The 13,575-nt window shown below is 64.6% G+C and carries 15 protein-coding genes; 8 read left to right on the top strand and 7 right to left on the bottom strand.

Features of this window, described 5'->3' with window-relative positions; all coding sequences use genetic code 11:
• Nucleotides 1-71 precede the first annotated feature (71 nt).
• The 4 genes from FJ424_RS00495 to FJ424_RS00480 all read right to left on the bottom strand — a co-directional run bounded on the left by FJ424_RS00495 (nucleotide 72) and on the right by FJ424_RS00480 (nucleotide 2,697).
• On the bottom strand, nucleotides 72-926 hold the full coding sequence (locus FJ424_RS00495; RefSeq protein WP_140650282.1) for a hypothetical protein: 855 nt from the start codon (nucleotides 924-926) through the stop codon (nucleotides 72-74).
• A gap of 64 nt (nucleotides 927-990) precedes the next feature.
• The gene (locus tag FJ424_RS00490; RefSeq protein ID WP_140650279.1) at nucleotides 991-1,650 is read right to left on the bottom strand and encodes an HAD family phosphatase; all 660 of its coding nucleotides are present in this window, start codon (nucleotides 1,648-1,650) and stop codon (nucleotides 991-993) included.
• Entirely contained in the window at nucleotides 1,651-2,136 is a 486-nt protein-coding gene (gene dut, locus FJ424_RS00485) for a dUTP diphosphatase (RefSeq protein ID WP_140650276.1), read from the bottom strand.
• A gap of 90 nt (nucleotides 2,137-2,226) precedes the next feature.
• Nucleotides 2,227-2,697, bottom strand: coding sequence for an Lrp/AsnC family transcriptional regulator (locus FJ424_RS00480; RefSeq protein WP_140647325.1), 471 nt, complete (start codon nucleotides 2,695-2,697; stop codon nucleotides 2,227-2,229).
• A 115-nt stretch (nucleotides 2,698-2,812) separates the two neighbouring features.
• Between FJ424_RS00480 and FJ424_RS00475 the strand changes: the two genes are divergently transcribed.
• From FJ424_RS00475 to FJ424_RS00465, 3 genes are all read left to right on the top strand, one after another.
• Nucleotides 2,813-3,052 carry a DUF6356 family protein gene (locus FJ424_RS00475; protein ID WP_140650274.1) on the top strand — a complete coding sequence of 80 codons (240 nt, stop codon included), beginning with the start codon at nucleotides 2,813-2,815 and terminating at the stop codon, nucleotides 3,050-3,052.
• A 30-nt stretch (nucleotides 3,053-3,082) separates the two neighbouring features.
• The gene (locus FJ424_RS00470) at nucleotides 3,083-3,883 is read left to right on the top strand and encodes a class II glutamine amidotransferase (protein ID WP_140650271.1); all 801 of its coding nucleotides are present in this window, start codon (nucleotides 3,083-3,085) and stop codon (nucleotides 3,881-3,883) included.
• Nucleotides 3,884-4,036: 153 nt separating this feature from the next.
• Complete coding sequence (locus tag FJ424_RS00465) at nucleotides 4,037-4,837, top strand: class II glutamine amidotransferase (protein WP_140650268.1); 801 nt, start codon at nucleotides 4,037-4,039, stop codon at nucleotides 4,835-4,837.
• A gap of 43 nt (nucleotides 4,838-4,880) precedes the next feature.
• Here the strand turns inward: FJ424_RS00465 and FJ424_RS00460 are convergent, their stop codons facing one another.
• Entirely contained in the window at nucleotides 4,881-5,954 is a 1,074-nt protein-coding gene (locus FJ424_RS00460; protein ID WP_140650265.1) for an FAD-binding oxidoreductase, read from the bottom strand.
• A 66-nt stretch (nucleotides 5,955-6,020) separates the two neighbouring features.
• Complete coding sequence (locus FJ424_RS00455; RefSeq protein ID WP_140650262.1) at nucleotides 6,021-7,835, bottom strand: winged helix-turn-helix domain-containing protein; 1,815 nt, start codon at nucleotides 7,833-7,835, stop codon at nucleotides 6,021-6,023.
• 202 nt (nucleotides 7,836-8,037) lie between these two features.
• On the opposite strand from FJ424_RS00455, the gene FJ424_RS00450 reads away from it, so the two are divergent.
• The 4 genes from FJ424_RS00450 (at nucleotide 8,038) to FJ424_RS00435 (ending at nucleotide 10,884) form a co-directional block, all read left to right on the top strand.
• A complete protein-coding gene (locus tag FJ424_RS00450) occupies nucleotides 8,038-8,319 on the top strand; it encodes a DUF4242 domain-containing protein (RefSeq protein ID WP_140650260.1) in 282 nt (93 codons plus the stop codon).
• A 16-nt stretch (nucleotides 8,320-8,335) separates the two neighbouring features.
• Nucleotides 8,336-8,851 (top strand): hypothetical protein, encoded by a 516-nt coding sequence (locus FJ424_RS00445; RefSeq protein ID WP_140650257.1) that lies wholly within the window; start codon nucleotides 8,336-8,338, stop codon nucleotides 8,849-8,851.
• Between the two features lie 77 nt (nucleotides 8,852-8,928).
• The gene (locus tag FJ424_RS00440; RefSeq protein ID WP_181166837.1) at nucleotides 8,929-9,174 is read left to right on the top strand and encodes a DUF1127 domain-containing protein; all 246 of its coding nucleotides are present in this window, start codon (nucleotides 8,929-8,931) and stop codon (nucleotides 9,172-9,174) included.
• A gap of 117 nt (nucleotides 9,175-9,291) precedes the next feature.
• Nucleotides 9,292-10,884, top strand: a complete 1,593-nt coding sequence (locus FJ424_RS00435) for a peptide chain release factor 3 (protein ID WP_140650252.1) — start codon at nucleotides 9,292-9,294, stop codon at nucleotides 10,882-10,884.
• Nucleotides 10,885-11,005: 121 nt separating this feature from the next.
• Here FJ424_RS00435 and FJ424_RS00430 read toward each other — a convergent pair whose 3' ends face one another.
• The gene (locus FJ424_RS00430) at nucleotides 11,006-11,473 is read right to left on the bottom strand and encodes a VOC family protein (protein WP_140650249.1); all 468 of its coding nucleotides are present in this window, start codon (nucleotides 11,471-11,473) and stop codon (nucleotides 11,006-11,008) included.
• 249 nt (nucleotides 11,474-11,722) lie between these two features.
• Between FJ424_RS00430 and ilvD the strand changes: the two genes are divergently transcribed.
• Nucleotides 11,723-13,567: a dihydroxy-acid dehydratase gene (gene ilvD, locus FJ424_RS00425; protein ID WP_140650246.1), complete on the top strand. Its 1,845-nt coding sequence runs from the start codon at nucleotides 11,723-11,725 to the stop codon at nucleotides 13,565-13,567.
• The last annotated feature ends 8 nt before the right edge of the window (nucleotides 13,568-13,575 follow it).

Below are 13,575 nucleotides of genomic sequence, written 5' to 3'. Positions count from 1 at the left end.
CGGGTCCTCGATTGGGGTCGTAGGGGGAATTTATCGCGCTCGCTCGAACCGGGCAAACGAATGCGTCTGGCTCAGAAGCGCTCGGCGTTTTCTGCTGACAATTTCTCGAAGGCGCCAGAATCCTTGACGTAGCGCGACGCCTTGGCATCCCAGCGATAGGTGACGGAGATATCGTGCGAGACGGCCTTGGGCGCGGGTTCCTCGCAGCTTTCGCCGCTCGGCTTGGTGGCGTCGGTCACCGTCACCTTGATCGCCGAATAGGGTTTGTCGCCAGCATGCGTCTGGAAGGACAGGTCCTGCGTGCGCTTATAGGCGCAGACATTCTCGTCGAACGTGTTGATCTGGTCGATAGGCTCGAAGCGGCCGTCGCGGACCAGGATCAGGATCGTGCCGACATAGCCCTGGTTCGAATTGAAATGCGTGCTCATGGTTATGAGCGCGTCGTCATCCGGGCTGATCGCGAGCTTGCCCGGATCGCGAAAATAGGTGCTTTGGTCGGTTCCGACATTGACGGCGTCGAGCAGCTTCGGCTTGCCCGTGATGTCGTAAAACGCCAGCGCGGCAAACCCTTCGGCGCTGTCCTGCGCCTGGCCGAGGTCGAAAAGCATCGCCAGCCGGTCCTTGCCGCCTGCCTTGACGGCGAGCGCGGCGGCATTGGAAAGGCTGATGGTCTCGGGCGGCGAGCCGCCCTCGTCGCCGCCGAGGATGTCGCGCATCTCGATCGGCGCGCTGCCCTTGTAGAAACCGTCGTCGCCGGCCTTGAGATCGGGCACGATCATTTCGGCGAGGTCGAAATAGGTAACGTCTCGATGTCCGGGAACGGCGCTGCTCAGCTCGGGAAAGCTGACGGCCTGGGTCGCCGCGGCCGTCCACAGGCACGGCAACAGCAGGCATGCAAGCATGAAACGGCATAGTATGGAAATCATGGACCGCGCCCCCTCGGATGCGCTCACGCTAGCACGGCGTTTTGCGGTGCGCAGCCGGGTGCGATCAGCGTATGGGCACGAGTCCGGCCAACTCCCGCATGTCGTCGAACAATATGCCGCCGGCCGCCGCCAGGCCGTCGCGATCGGAGAACGGATCGGCGTGGTAGGAGAACACCCGCATGCCGGCGGCGATGCCGGCCTGGGTACCGGCGACGCTGTCCTCGATGACGATGCTGTCGGCCGGCGCGAAGCCCATCGTCTTTGCGGCATGCAGGAAGAGGTCCGGGAACGGCTTGCCGCGCCCGACCATGGTCGAGGAGAACATGGCATGCTCGAACAGCGGCAAAAGCCCGGTCTGCCCAAGCGTGATGTGCATCTTGAAGACCCGCGCCGAGGAGGCGACGCAATAGGCAATGCCGGCCTTGCGCACCGTCTCGATGAAGTCGCGCACATAGGGGATCGCCTCGACGCCACGCGAGAAAAGGTCCGGCAGGCCGGCATTCCAGCGATCGACGAAGTCGGAGCCGAGCCTGACCTCGGTCGTCTCTTCGATCTCCTTCTGCACCGAGGCCATGCTGCGGCCGGAGAAGTTCTTGCGGCAATATTCGAATGTCGTCGTAAAACCGGCGGCGGTCAGCCATTCGGCAAGGCGCCTGTTGGCAAGGTTCTCGGTGTCGACCAAGACCCCGTCGCAGTCGAAAATAACGAGTTTAGGGATTGCCATTCAAGCGGTGCCGGTCGACCCGAAACCGCCAGCGCCCCGCGTCGTGCCGCCGGCCAGCGCGCGTTCCTCGACCGCAACCTGGGTCACGGCGGCGAAGACGATCTGGGCGATGCGCAGGCCGCGCGTCACTGAAAAATCCTCGTCGCCGAGATTGACCAGCAGCACCTTCACCTCACCGCGATAGTCGCTGTCGACGGTGCCGGGCGAGTTGAGCACGGTAAGGCCATGCTTGAAGGCAAGGCCGGAGCGTGGCCGCACCTGGCCTTCCATGCCTTCGGGGATTTCCAGGACAAGTCCGGTCGGCACCAGGGCTCGCTTTCCAGGCAGGATGAGCAACGGCCGGTCTTCCGGCACCGCCGCGCGCAAATCCATGCCGGCGGCGCCCGCGCTCTCATAGGCCGGCAGAGGCAAGCCCTCGCCATGCGGAAGCCTGACGAAACCGACGGTGGGGCCGATGACGGAGGTAGGATAAACAGCGGTGCGCATGAGCACACTCCTATCGGCGCGAAAGCCGATTCGGTCAACTCTGACGTAGGGCCTATCAACGGCTTTCTTTCGCGTCCGGTTCCAGGGCCGTCAGCGCAGTTCCACCGGCACCACGGTCGTCTCCTTGATCTCCTCCATGACGAAGGAGGCCGAGACGTCCGACAGCGCCACCTTGGCGATCAGCCGCTGGTAGAGACGGTCATAGGCTTTCACGTCGGCGACACGGGCGCGCACCACATAGTCGAGATCGCCCGACATGCGGTAGACGCCGGTTATCTCCGGAAAGCCGGTCACCGCCGCGCGGAATTTCTGCAGCCAGTCCGGATCGTGGTTGGAAGTGCGGATCAGGATGAACACAGACAGGCCGAGGCCCAGCTTGTCGGCATCGACCAGCGCGACGCGACCGGTGATGACGCCATCTTCCTCCAGGCGCTTGACGCGCCGCCAGCAGGCATTGCGCGACAGCGCCACCCGCTCCGACAGCTGATCGACCGACAGCGTGCCGTCGCGTTGCAGTTCGGCCAGCAATCTTCGATCGATCTCATCAATTTCCACCGACATGTTGGGATGAATGTCCCATGAAGCCGGCAAAAGCAAGGACAATTTGGGACCGATGAACCAAACCCATGTGGCACGATACTCAGCATCGGGGCTCATCCCGGCAGGAGGGATCACCATGACGACCAGGCTTGCGGCGCTCTTCACCTCTCACCCGGAGAAGGTCGGCGAGACCTATTTCGGCCACATGGCCTTCGCCGCCTGGTTCTGTTCGCGGCTGTCGATGGCGGCGGGCGCCGCGCTCGTTCACGCTTTCTTGCCATTTCTGTTCGAAACTACGGCGAGCCGAATCGTTCGCGAACTCTATGAGCGCACGCACAACAGAGGCTCGCATGCGTCAAGGAGCCGGCGGCTCTGATGGATCGCGCCTGATAGATGGTGGAAAGCGATGTGCCGGTGGGCGGCCTATCTTGGTGAAGCGGTCTTCCTCGAAGACATCATCACCGCGCCCTGCCACTCGCTGATTGCCCAAAGCCACTGCGCCCAGGAAGCCAAGTCGCCGACCAATGGCGACGGCTTCGGACTCGCCTGGTATGGCGACCGGCCCGAGCCCGGCCTTTATCGCGACATCCTGCCGGCCTGGTCCGACCCCAATCTGAAGAGCCTTTGCCGGCAGATAAAATCCGGCCTGTTTCTGGCCCATGTCCGCGCCTCGACCGGCGGCGCCACCAGCCGCATGAACTGCCACCCCTTCATCTCCGGCCGCTGGTCGTTCATGCATAACGGCCAGATCGGCGGCTTCGAAAAGATCCGCCGCGCGCTGGAAAATTCGCTTTCCGACGCGGTCTTCGACCAGCGCGAGGGCACTACCGATTCCGAACTCTTTTTCCTGCTGATGATCGATGAAGGATTGTCCGGCGATCCGCAGGGCGCGGTCTCGCGGGCGACCGGCCGCGTGCTCGATACGTCGCGCCGGACCGGCATCGAGCCCTCCCTGAAACTGACGGCGGCCTTTTCCGATGGCCAGGCGCTGTACGCGGTTCGCTATGCCACCGACGACCATGCGCCGACGCTCTATACCGGCGCCTTCGCCAAGCGCGACGGCCATTGCATCGTCTCGGAGCCTTTCGACCGCGACGGTGGCGAGTGGCAAGCGATACCCCCGGCGAGCTTCGTCACCATGACGAGGGACGGTACCGGGATCCGTCCGTTTGCGCCGGCGGCGAATAAGCTGGCGCTGGTCGGCTGACGCAAATCCCAGGCTGCCGCGTTCAGGCAGAGATCAGCAAAACGTAAGCACGGCGTAAGGACGCCAAAGCTCCCTCCTGTCATCTGTGGCGCCGGACGAGCCGCGAATTCATTCGCACGCTCAAAAGCGAATCGATAAGAGGATCACAGGACAATGTGCCGGTGGGCAGCCTATCTCGGCGACGCGATCTTCCTGGAAGATGTCATCGCCGCACCCTCCCATTCCCTGATCGCTCAGAGCCGCCAGGCGCGGGAGGCGAAATCGCCGACCAATGCCGACGGCTTCGGCGTGGCCTGGTATGGCGATCGGCCGGAACCCGGCCTTTACCGCGATGTCCTGCCAGCCTGGTCCGATACCAATCTCAGCAGTCTCGGACGCCAGATAAAATCCGGCCTGTTCCTGGCCCATGTGCGCGCCTCGACGGGCGGCGGCACCGGCCGCGCGAACTGCCACCCCTTCGTCTCGGGCCATTGGTCGTTCATGCACAACGGCCAGATCGGCGGCTTTGAGCGGGTCCGTCGGGTGCTGGAGAATTCGCTCTCGGATGCGCTGTTCGACCAGCTCGAAGGGACCACGGATTCCGAACTCTTTTTCCGCGTGATGCTCGACGAAGGCCTCGCGCAGGATCCGCAAGGCGCGGTGTCCCGCGCCACCAGCCGCGTGCTCGAGGCTGCGCGCCGCGCTGGCATCGAGCCGGCCCTGAAACTGACCGCCGCCTTCAGTGACGGAAGGGCGCTTCACGCCGTTCGCTACGCCACCGACGGCCAGGCTCCGACGCTCTACACCGCCGCCTTCGCCAAGGGCGTTGGTCGTTGCATCGCCTCGGAACCGTTCGATCGCGATGGCCGCACCTGGCACGAGATTCCGCAATCGAGCTTCGTGACGATGACCCGCGACCGCACCAGCATCCGGCCGTTCGCGCCAGCTGCCGCCGCGCTGGCGCTGGCGAGCTGAGGTCTCGGCATACTCTCTGCCGGCGGCTTCCGCCGCCAGCCGGCTACTGATCGAAGCGCGACAGAGCGTAAGGCGCCAGCAACGCATCGCGCTCGTCGTCGAGGATTTCGCGGGCAACGAACAGCCCCACGGCCGGCGCCAGCGTGATGCCGGAATGGGTGACGGCGATGTAGAGGCCGCCGACACCGTCGGCGCGGCTGACGATCGGGAAACCATCGGCCGGCGTCGGACGGTAGCCGATCGTGTGGAAGTCGAGTTCCAGCCCGTCGGCGCCGCGCAGCTTCGCTTTCATCGCCTCGAAAAGCGCGCGCGCGTCGGCCTGCGGGTTCTCGCCCGGCTCGCCGCCGCCGAAGTCAGAGCCGGCGACGATGCGTCCCTCGGCCGTCTGGCGCATATGCAGTTTCTCGGCCAGCACCAGCCCGTTGAGCAGCTTCTTGCAGGGGCGAGAATGCACGATCAGGCCGGGCGGGGTCCCGATCGGCAGCTTCACGCCCGCCGTCGAGGCGATCGCCGGAGCACCGGCTCCCGCTGCAATCACCACCTCGTCGGCGGCGATGCGCTCGCCCGATACGACGACGCCCGTGACCTTGCCGTTGGACAGCGCCAGCGCATCGACAGTCCCCGTGACGATCCGCGCGCCGCGCCGTTCGGCGTCCGCCAGCAGCGCTTTTGTGGTCGCCACAGGCTCGGCCACGCCTTCCTCTGCGACGTAGAGCGCAAACGCCGGAAGCTCCGCCAGGTTGGGCTCGATGCGCGCCGCTTGTTCGCGCCCGACCCGCGCGATGCCATAGCCCCAGGACGAATGCTCGGCCGCGTACGTCTCGAGCTCGTCCGCGCGCAGGTCCCAGCACAGGCCGCCACACCAGGCGAGCGGCAGGCCGGACAGGTCGTTCGCCAGCCGTTTCCATTCGGCCATGGCGCGGATGCGCAGCCGGAAGTAGGGTTCCGGATTGCCCCAGCTTGCATTGATCCAGGCGAAGGAATTCGGCGTGGCGACGCCACCGGCGCCGCTTGTCGAGACGACCGTAACGCGCGCGCCGGCTTTCGTCAGATGCCAGGCGATCGAGGCGCCGATGATACCGGCGCCGACGACGATGACTTGTTTTGCGCTGCTCATGCCGGACCTTTTGAGGAGAATTCCCCGTCATGTCACCATGCCGGCTTGACCTCAAGTGGGAGGCGGCTAGGCACCGCCCACCGCTACCGCCTGCGCGCCGGCAATCAGGTCCTTCAGCTCTTCGCAGCGCCGCATGAGCCGGGAAGAGTCGACTTTCTTCGCGACCGCCAGCGCGGTGCCGAGCTCCAGCTCAGCGCCGGAACGATCGCCGATCTTGATGAGCAGCGCCGCGAGCGACAGCCTGGCGTCGGCGACATTGATCGGCGAGCCGATCTCGTTCCAGCGCCAGCATGCGATCTGCAGCTCCCGGGCAGCTTCGGCGAGGCGCTCTTCCTGCATGAAAAGCTCCGCCTTGGCTTCCGCGGTCAGCGCCTGGATGGAGGCCATCGGCCAGCGCTGCGGCTGGGTCTCCAATTCGGCGATTACCTCTCTCGCCCGCTCGCGCCGATTGATGCGCGCCGCCACTTTGGCCAGCGTGGCAAGGACCATGCCTCGCCGCTGCAACGTCGGCCAGCCATTGCCCACCAAGGACCGTTCGAGAGCGCTGAAAGCGGCCTCCGCCTGCCCTTGCTCGAGTTGCAGCAGCGCAAACCCGGGCTGCGGATCCCAGCCCGCGGCGTGCGACGCGCGGTAGGCGGTTTCGGCCTCCGTGAATTCTCCGGCCGCGAGGTGAATATCGCCCAGCACGCGCAAGGCATCGCCCGTCGCCCAGGGCGCGTCGAGGGCGAGCTGGTCGAGCGCCGTGCGCACCAACGCCTCCGCCTCCTTCAGCGTGCCATGAACGCCGAGCACTTCGGCGCGGTGCAGCCGGCACGAGCCCGAAAGGTCTTCCAGCCCATGTCCCCTGCACCAGTCCTCATAGCCAAGCGTCCATTGGTTGGCGCGTGACCAGTCGCCGAAATTCCGGCAGGCCCACAGGATGTTGCAGTAGAGGATGCCGCCGACAACCGGGTCGACGTCGCTGGACAGGCCGAGCGCCGCGGCAAAATCCTGATCCTCCTGCCCGGATTTGGTTTCGCCGAGGCAAAGCTTGAAGAAGCCGCGATAGATCAGGCCGAGGGACTCCACGACCGGATCGTCGAGATGCCTGCCGACCGCGAAGGCTTGCTCGGCGAGCGCAAGCGCCTGCTCCGGCTCGGCTTCCGCGCCCATGATGCGCGCGCCCATCCAGCACCAGAGGCCGTGCTCCCTGCTGTCGTTGGCGGCATCGATCAATTGCGCGGCACGCTTGTGCCAGCCCTTGGCGACGGCAAGTTCGCCTCTCTCGAGATGGATTCTGGCCAGGGTTATTGCCGGCGAAGCCGCGCGCAGGCGCTCGCCGGCGACGCCAAAGGCCGTCACCGCGCGCGCCAGAAGCGGGATCGCTTCGGCCGGCCGCCCCATGCATTCCAATGCCAGCGCCCATTCCTCGAGGTCGGGCGTGAGCAACTCGTCGGCGGCATCCGCTTTTGCGAAGAAAGCCGCGGCCTCGTGCCATTTTCTGACTGCAACGGCCGCGCGTGCCGACAGGATTGATGAACCGGGGCTCGAAGGCCCGTTGCCCGCATCGGCCCGCGCCGGTCCGTTTTCCGAAGCGGTCGCCGGGTCGAGGCAAATCCGGTAGCCGAAGCGGGGCAGGTTGCGCAGTGACGTCTCCATACCGCCCTGGCGAAGGATGCCGCGGGCAAGGCTCGCGACGCGCTGCAGCGAAGCCTCGGTCACCGTCACGCTGGGCCACAGCGTCTCAAGCAATTCGTCCTTGCTCATGGCACGGTCCTGGTGCCGCAGCAAAATGGCGATGAAATCGAAGACGAGGGGCTGCGCCTCGATCTCGTTTCCAGCGAGACGAAGGGCACGGGAGTCTTCATTGAGTTCGAAGTCGCCGAAGCAATAAATTCCCATCGGCAGCAATCCCTGTAACGGCAATAGGCAAAAGATCAGAAGAAGATAAGGGCGGCGTAAGGACTGTTGGCCGCCTGTTCCGTAATTCTCCGTCTGCCTGGCGGGCCAAACCGCAGTTTAGCGCAGCGGCCCCCGGCATGTCACCGGCACCGACCTGATCGGGCGCCCGGGGCATTGAACCCCAGATCAAGGAGATTGCAAAATGCAGAAATACATCATCGAACGGGAGATTCCCAAGGTCGGCACCTTCGAGCGCCAGCAGCTTCGCGACGCCTCCAAGGCCTCGAACGCCGTTCTGGCCGAGCTCGGTCCGGACATCCAGTGGGTCGAATCCTTCGTGGCCGACGACAAGACCTTTTGCGTCTATCTCGCCAAGGACGAAGCGATCATCCAGCGCCACGCCAAGATGAGCGGCTTCCCGGCGACGAAGATCACCGAGGTCAAGCGCCTGTTCGATCCGACGACGGCTTACGCCACCGCCTGACCGGGAGGGATCGATCGTGAAGCGCTTTGCGGAAATCGTCCTAGCGGTCGGCGCCTCGGCGCTGTTTTACAGCACTGCGGTCGCCCATGACATGCCCGATCCCGTGCTCAACCGGTCCCGGGAAATGGCGGCCAAGTATCTCGACATCGAGGTCGCCAAGGCGGACGGCTACCAGCAGCTGTTCGAATGCACGACGCATGACGAGCACGGCACGATGGGCGTCCATTTCATCCATCCCGCCCGCGCCGGCGACGGCAAGCTGGTGCTCGGCGAGCCGGACGTGCTGACCTACGAGCCGGAGGCCGATGGCTCGATGCAGCTCGTCGGCATGGAATATATCGTCTTCGAAAAGGACTGGAAGGGGAAAAGCGTGCCTGAATTCCTCGGCCGCACCCTGCAACGCAAGACGACGGTGGGCGTCCACCCGGTGGACCCCTACTACGAACTCCACGTCTGGCACTGGCGGCACAATCCGGCCGGCATGTTCGCCGACTGGAACCCGTATGTGAGCTGCGAGCACGACCGGTCCTGACCTTTTGTCGGCAAAAGGCCTTTGGGAGGGCCACCGGTGGCCCTCCCTTCACCGTTTTATCGAAAGGAGATATGATCATGACTATCCTTGTGCAGGAGCGTGCGGCCAGTCCGTCCGTACTCCGGCGCGCCTTCGCCGTGGCCATCGATATCTGCCATGCCGGCGGAAGTTTCCTTGCGCGCATCATCCGCATCCGCAGGGATCGCGCCCTGCTGGACGAGTTGCCGGACTACCTGCTGCGCGACATCGGCATCGACCGCTCGGAAATCTCGTCGGTCACCTGGTTCGGCAGCAAGGCCGGTAGCGACGGTCCGTGGATTTGAAGGCCAACGTCTTTTTCCCGTGGCGCTTCCCGGGTCGCGACCAGCACTCTGCCCAAAACCGTCGACAGGCCGGGAAAGCGCTGCTAGAAGCCCGCGCCACAGACAGGATTCCACGACTTGGCAGAAGACATCGAACAGGCCGTATCGCGCCGCCGCACCTTCGCGATCATCGCCCACCCCGACGCGGGCAAGACGACGCTCACCGAAAAGCTGCTGCTGTTCGGCGGCGCCATCCAGCTTGCCGGCGAGGTCAAGGCCAAGAAGGACCGCATCCAGACGCGGTCCGACTGGATGAAGATCGAGCGCGAGCGCGGCATCTCCGTTGTCACCTCGGTGATGACCTTCGAATATGAAGGCAATGTCTTCAACCTGCTCGACACGCCCGGCCACGAGGATTTTGCCGACGACACCTACCGCACGCTGTCGGCGGTGGATTCGGCCGTCATGGTCATCGACGCCGCCAAGGGCATCGAGCCGCGCACGCTGAAGCTGTTCGAGGTCTGCCGGCTGCGCGACATCCCGATCATCACCTTCGTCAACAAGATGGACCGCGAAAGCCGTGATCCGTTCGAGATTCTCGACGAGATCGAGCAGAAGCTGGCGCTCGACACGGCGCCCATCACCTGGCCGATCGGCCGCGGCAGGACGTTTTCCGGCACCTATCACCTGGCGCTCAATGCCGTGCGCAGGGGTGATGAGGAAAAGGAGCGCATGCCCGTCAACGGCCCGGATTCCAACCGCGTCGCCGGGCTCTTGCCGGACAATGAGCGCGAAGCCTTCATCGAGGAACTGGAGCTCGCGCGGGAAGCCTGCCGCCCGCTCGACGTGGAAGCCTTCCGCGAAGGTCATCTGACGCCGGTCTATTTCGGCTCGGCGCTGCGCAATTACGGCGTCCGCGATCTGATCGAGGCGCTGGGCGCCTACGGCCCGCCGCCCCGCGCCCAGGAGGCCGATACCCGCACGGTCGAGGCGACGGAGGAGAAGATGACCTCCTTCGTCTTCAAGATCCAGGCCAACATGGACCCCAACCACCGCGACCGCATCGCCTTCGTGCGCGTCTGCTCGGGCACGCTGGAGCGTGGCATGAAGGCCAAGCTTGTGCGCACCGGCAAGCCGATGTCGCTCTCGGCGCCGCAATTCTTCTTCGCCCGCACCCGCGTCACCGCCGACGAGGCTTACGCCGGCGACGTCGTCGGCATTCCCAACCACGGCACCCTGCGCATCGGTGACACGCTCACCGAAGGCGAGGAGATCCTGTTCCGCGGCGTGCCCAATTTCGCGCCGGAAATCCTGCGTCGCGTGCGCCTCGGCGACGCCATGAAGGCGAAAAAGCTGAAGGAAGCGCTGCACCAGATGGCCGAGGAGGGCGTCGTCCAGCTGTTCTCGCCCGAGGACGGCTCGCCGGCCATCGTCGGCGTCGTCGGCGCGCTGCAGCTCGACGTCTTGAAGGAGCGGCTGAACATCGAATACACACTGCCAGTTGATTTCGAAATGTCGCGTTTCTCGATCTGCCGCTGGATTTCGGCCGACGACAAGGCGGAAGTGCAGCGCTTCATCGAAGCGCATCGCGGCGACATCGCCCGCGATCTCGACAACGATCCGGTGTTTCTGGCCCAGCACGCCTTCTCACTGAATTACGAGGCCGAGCGCTGGAAGGCGATCCGCTTCGCCACCGTCAAGGACTACCAGGTCCGCGACAAGGCGGCGTGATTCTAGTGAGTAGTGAGTAGTGAAGTAGTTGATTGGTAATTGGAAAGAGCTGGCATCGCTACTCACTACTCACTACTCACTACTCACTACTCACTACTCACTACTCACTACTCACTAATTCTCATCCCCTTGCCGCCGCTTCGATCTTGTCGATCTCGATCTTGCCCATCTTCATCATGGCGTCCATGACGCGGCCGGCCTTGCCCCGGTCGGGGTCCATAAGCAGGCGCGGCAGCTGTTCCGGCACCACCTGCCAGGAAACGCCGAACTTGTCCTTCAGCCAGCCGCAAGGTCCGGGCTCGCCACCTTCGCTGAGCCTGGTCCAGAAGTGATCGACCTCTTCCTGCGTCTTGCAGTCGATCGATTGCGATATGGCTTCGGTGAAATTGAATTCCGGTCCACCATTGAGCGCCTGGAACGGCACCCCGTCGAGCTCGAACGTGGTCACCAGCACCTTGCCCTCGTCGCGATGGCCCTTGGGCCAGCGCATGATGCTCAGCACCTTCGAGTTCTTGAAGATGGAAATGTAATGGTTCATCGCCTCTTCGGCCTGGCCGTCGAACCACAGGCAGGTGGTGATCTTTTGCATGTGCTTGTCCTCCGAATGCTTCTTTTGCGGTTACCGTCAAACGGCTGGCCGCGAGAAATGGTGCCATGCCGTCTGCCCAAGGACGGCCGGGCGGGCCGCGATCCGACACAGGCTTGCTGTTTTTCCGCAAGAATCTGGCGCAGTGCAAAATGGTGGTCATGCCGGGCCGTGATCGCTATAACCGCTGCCGACTAAAATTTGAGCGCCGCCCGCCGCGCATCGGCGCGGCCAGCCAGCAAGGACAGTTCGATGCCTGCCTATCGTTCCCGCACCACCACCCATGGCCGCAACATGGCCGGCGCCCGCGGCCTGTGGCGCGCAACCGGCATGAAGGACAGCGATTTCGGCAAGCCGATCATCGCCGTGGTCAATTCCTTCACCCAGTTCGTGCCGGGCCACGTGCATCTGAAGGACCTCGGCCAGCTTGTCGCGCGCGAGATCGAGAAGGCGGGCGGCGTCGCCAAGGAGTTCAATACCATCGCCGTCGATGACGGCATCGCCATGGGTCACGACGGCATGCTCTATTCGCTGCCGTCGCGCGAGCTGATCGCCGACTCGGTCGAATACATGGTCAACGCGCATTGCGCCGATGCCATGGTCTGCATCTCCAACTGCGACAAGATCACCCCCGGCATGCTGATGGCTTCGCTGCGCCTCAATATCCCGACCGTCTTCGTCTCGGGCGGACCGATGGAGGCCGGCAAGGTGGTGCTGGCCGGCAAGGCGCAGGCGCTCGATCTGGTCGACGCCATGGTCGCGGCTGCCGATGACAAGATCTCCGACGAGGACGTCAAGGTCATCGAGCGGTCGGCCTGCCCGACTTGCGGTTCCTGCTCCGGCATGTTCACCGCCAATTCGATGAACTGCCTGACCGAGGCGCTGGGCCTGTCTCTGCCCGGCAACGGTTCGACCTTGGCCACCCATGCCGACCGCAAGCGCCTGTTCGTCGAGGCCGGCCATCTCGTCGTCGATCTCGCCCAGCGCTATTACGAGCAGGACGACGAAACGGCACTGCCGCGCAGCATCGCCTCCAAGGGCGCCTTCGAGAACGCCATGGCGCTCGATATCGCCATGGGTGGTTCGACCAACACGGTTCTGCACATCCTCGCCGCCGCCCATGAGGGCGAGGTCGATTTCACCATGGAGGACATCGATCGGCTGTCGCGCAAGGTGCCTGTGCTTTGCAAGGTCGCGCCAGCCAAGTCCGACGTCCACATGGAGGACGTCCACCGCGCCGGCGGCATCATGGCCATTCTCGGCCAGCTCGACGAGGCCGGTCTGATCAATCGCGACCTGCCGACTGTGCACACGGCGACCCTTGGCGAGGCCCTCGACCATTGGGATATTTCGCGCACCTCTGCCGAAAACGTCCGCGACTTCTTCCTGGCCGCTCCCGGCGGCGTGCCGACCCAGGTGGCCTTCAGCCAGGACCGCCGCTGGGACGAGCTCGACACCGACCGGGAGAAAGGCGTCATCCGCTCGGCCAAGACGCCGTTCTCGAAAGACGGTGGCCTTGCCGTGCTGAAGGGCAATCTGGCGCTCGACGGCTGCATCGTGAAGACCGCCGGCGTCGACGAATCGATCCTGAAGTTCACCGGCCCGGCTCGCGTCTTCGAAAGCCAGGACGCCTCCGTCAAGGCGATCCTCGGCAACGAGATCAAGGCCGGCGACATCGTCGTCATCCGCTATGAGGGACCGCGCGGCGGCCCCGGCATGCAGGAGATGCTCTACCCGACCAGCTACCTGAAGTCGAAGGGCCTCGGCAAAGCCTGCGCCCTGATCACCGACGGCCGCTTCTCCGGTGGCACGTCCGGCCTGTCGATCGGCCACCTTTCGCCGGAAGCCGCCGAAGGCGGCGCGATCGGGCTGGTCCAGGAAGGCGACACGATCGAGATCGACATCCCCAACCGCACGATCCGGCTCGCCATCAGCGACGCCGAGCTCGAAGCGCGCCGCACGGCGATGAATGCGAAAGGCCCGGATGGCTGGAAGCCGACCGAAAAGCGCAAGCGCAAAGTGACGACCGCGCTGCGCGCCTACGCCGCCTTCGCCACCAGCGCCGACAAGGGCGCTGTGCGGAAAGTGCCGGAGTAATGAACGCT

This window comes from Mesorhizobium sp. B3-1-8 (assembly GCF_006439495.1).
Classification (GTDB): domain Bacteria; phylum Pseudomonadota; class Alphaproteobacteria; order Rhizobiales; family Rhizobiaceae; genus Mesorhizobium.
Note: the sequence above shows the minus strand (reverse complement) of the source record. Positions and strands in the feature narration are given on the sequence as shown.

What these genes read in the sequence shown, in the direction of transcription:
- FJ424_RS00495 (WP_140650282.1), bottom strand. Translation starts at nt 926, where the DNA reads ATGATTTCCATACTATGCCGTTTCATGCTTGCATGCCTGCTGTTGCCG.
- FJ424_RS00490 (WP_140650279.1), bottom strand. Translation starts at nt 1,650, where the DNA reads ATGGCAATCCCTAAACTCGTTATTTTCGACTGCGACGGGGTCTTGGTC.
- dut (WP_140650276.1), bottom strand. Translation starts at nt 2,136, where the DNA reads ATGCGCACCGCTGTTTATCCTACCTCCGTCATCGGCCCCACCGTCGGT.
- FJ424_RS00480 (WP_140647325.1), bottom strand. Translation starts at nt 2,697, where the DNA reads ATGTCGGTGGAAATTGATGAGATCGATCGAAGATTGCTGGCCGAACTG.
- FJ424_RS00475 (WP_140650274.1), top strand. Translation starts at nt 2,813, where the DNA reads ATGACGACCAGGCTTGCGGCGCTCTTCACCTCTCACCCGGAGAAGGTC.
- FJ424_RS00470 (WP_140650271.1), top strand. Translation starts at nt 3,083, where the DNA reads ATGTGCCGGTGGGCGGCCTATCTTGGTGAAGCGGTCTTCCTCGAAGAC.
- FJ424_RS00465 (WP_140650268.1), top strand. Translation starts at nt 4,037, where the DNA reads ATGTGCCGGTGGGCAGCCTATCTCGGCGACGCGATCTTCCTGGAAGAT.
- FJ424_RS00460 (WP_140650265.1), bottom strand. Translation starts at nt 5,954, where the DNA reads ATGAGCAGCGCAAAACAAGTCATCGTCGTCGGCGCCGGTATCATCGGC.
- FJ424_RS00455 (WP_140650262.1), bottom strand. Translation starts at nt 7,835, where the DNA reads ATGGGAATTTATTGCTTCGGCGACTTCGAACTCAATGAAGACTCCCGT.
- FJ424_RS00450 (WP_140650260.1), top strand. Translation starts at nt 8,038, where the DNA reads ATGCAGAAATACATCATCGAACGGGAGATTCCCAAGGTCGGCACCTTC.
- FJ424_RS00440 (WP_181166837.1), top strand. Translation starts at nt 8,929, where the DNA reads ATGACTATCCTTGTGCAGGAGCGTGCGGCCAGTCCGTCCGTACTCCGG.
- FJ424_RS00430 (WP_140650249.1), bottom strand. Translation starts at nt 11,473, where the DNA reads ATGCAAAAGATCACCACCTGCCTGTGGTTCGACGGCCAGGCCGAAGAG.
- ilvD (WP_140650246.1), top strand. Translation starts at nt 11,723, where the DNA reads ATGCCTGCCTATCGTTCCCGCACCACCACCCATGGCCGCAACATGGCC.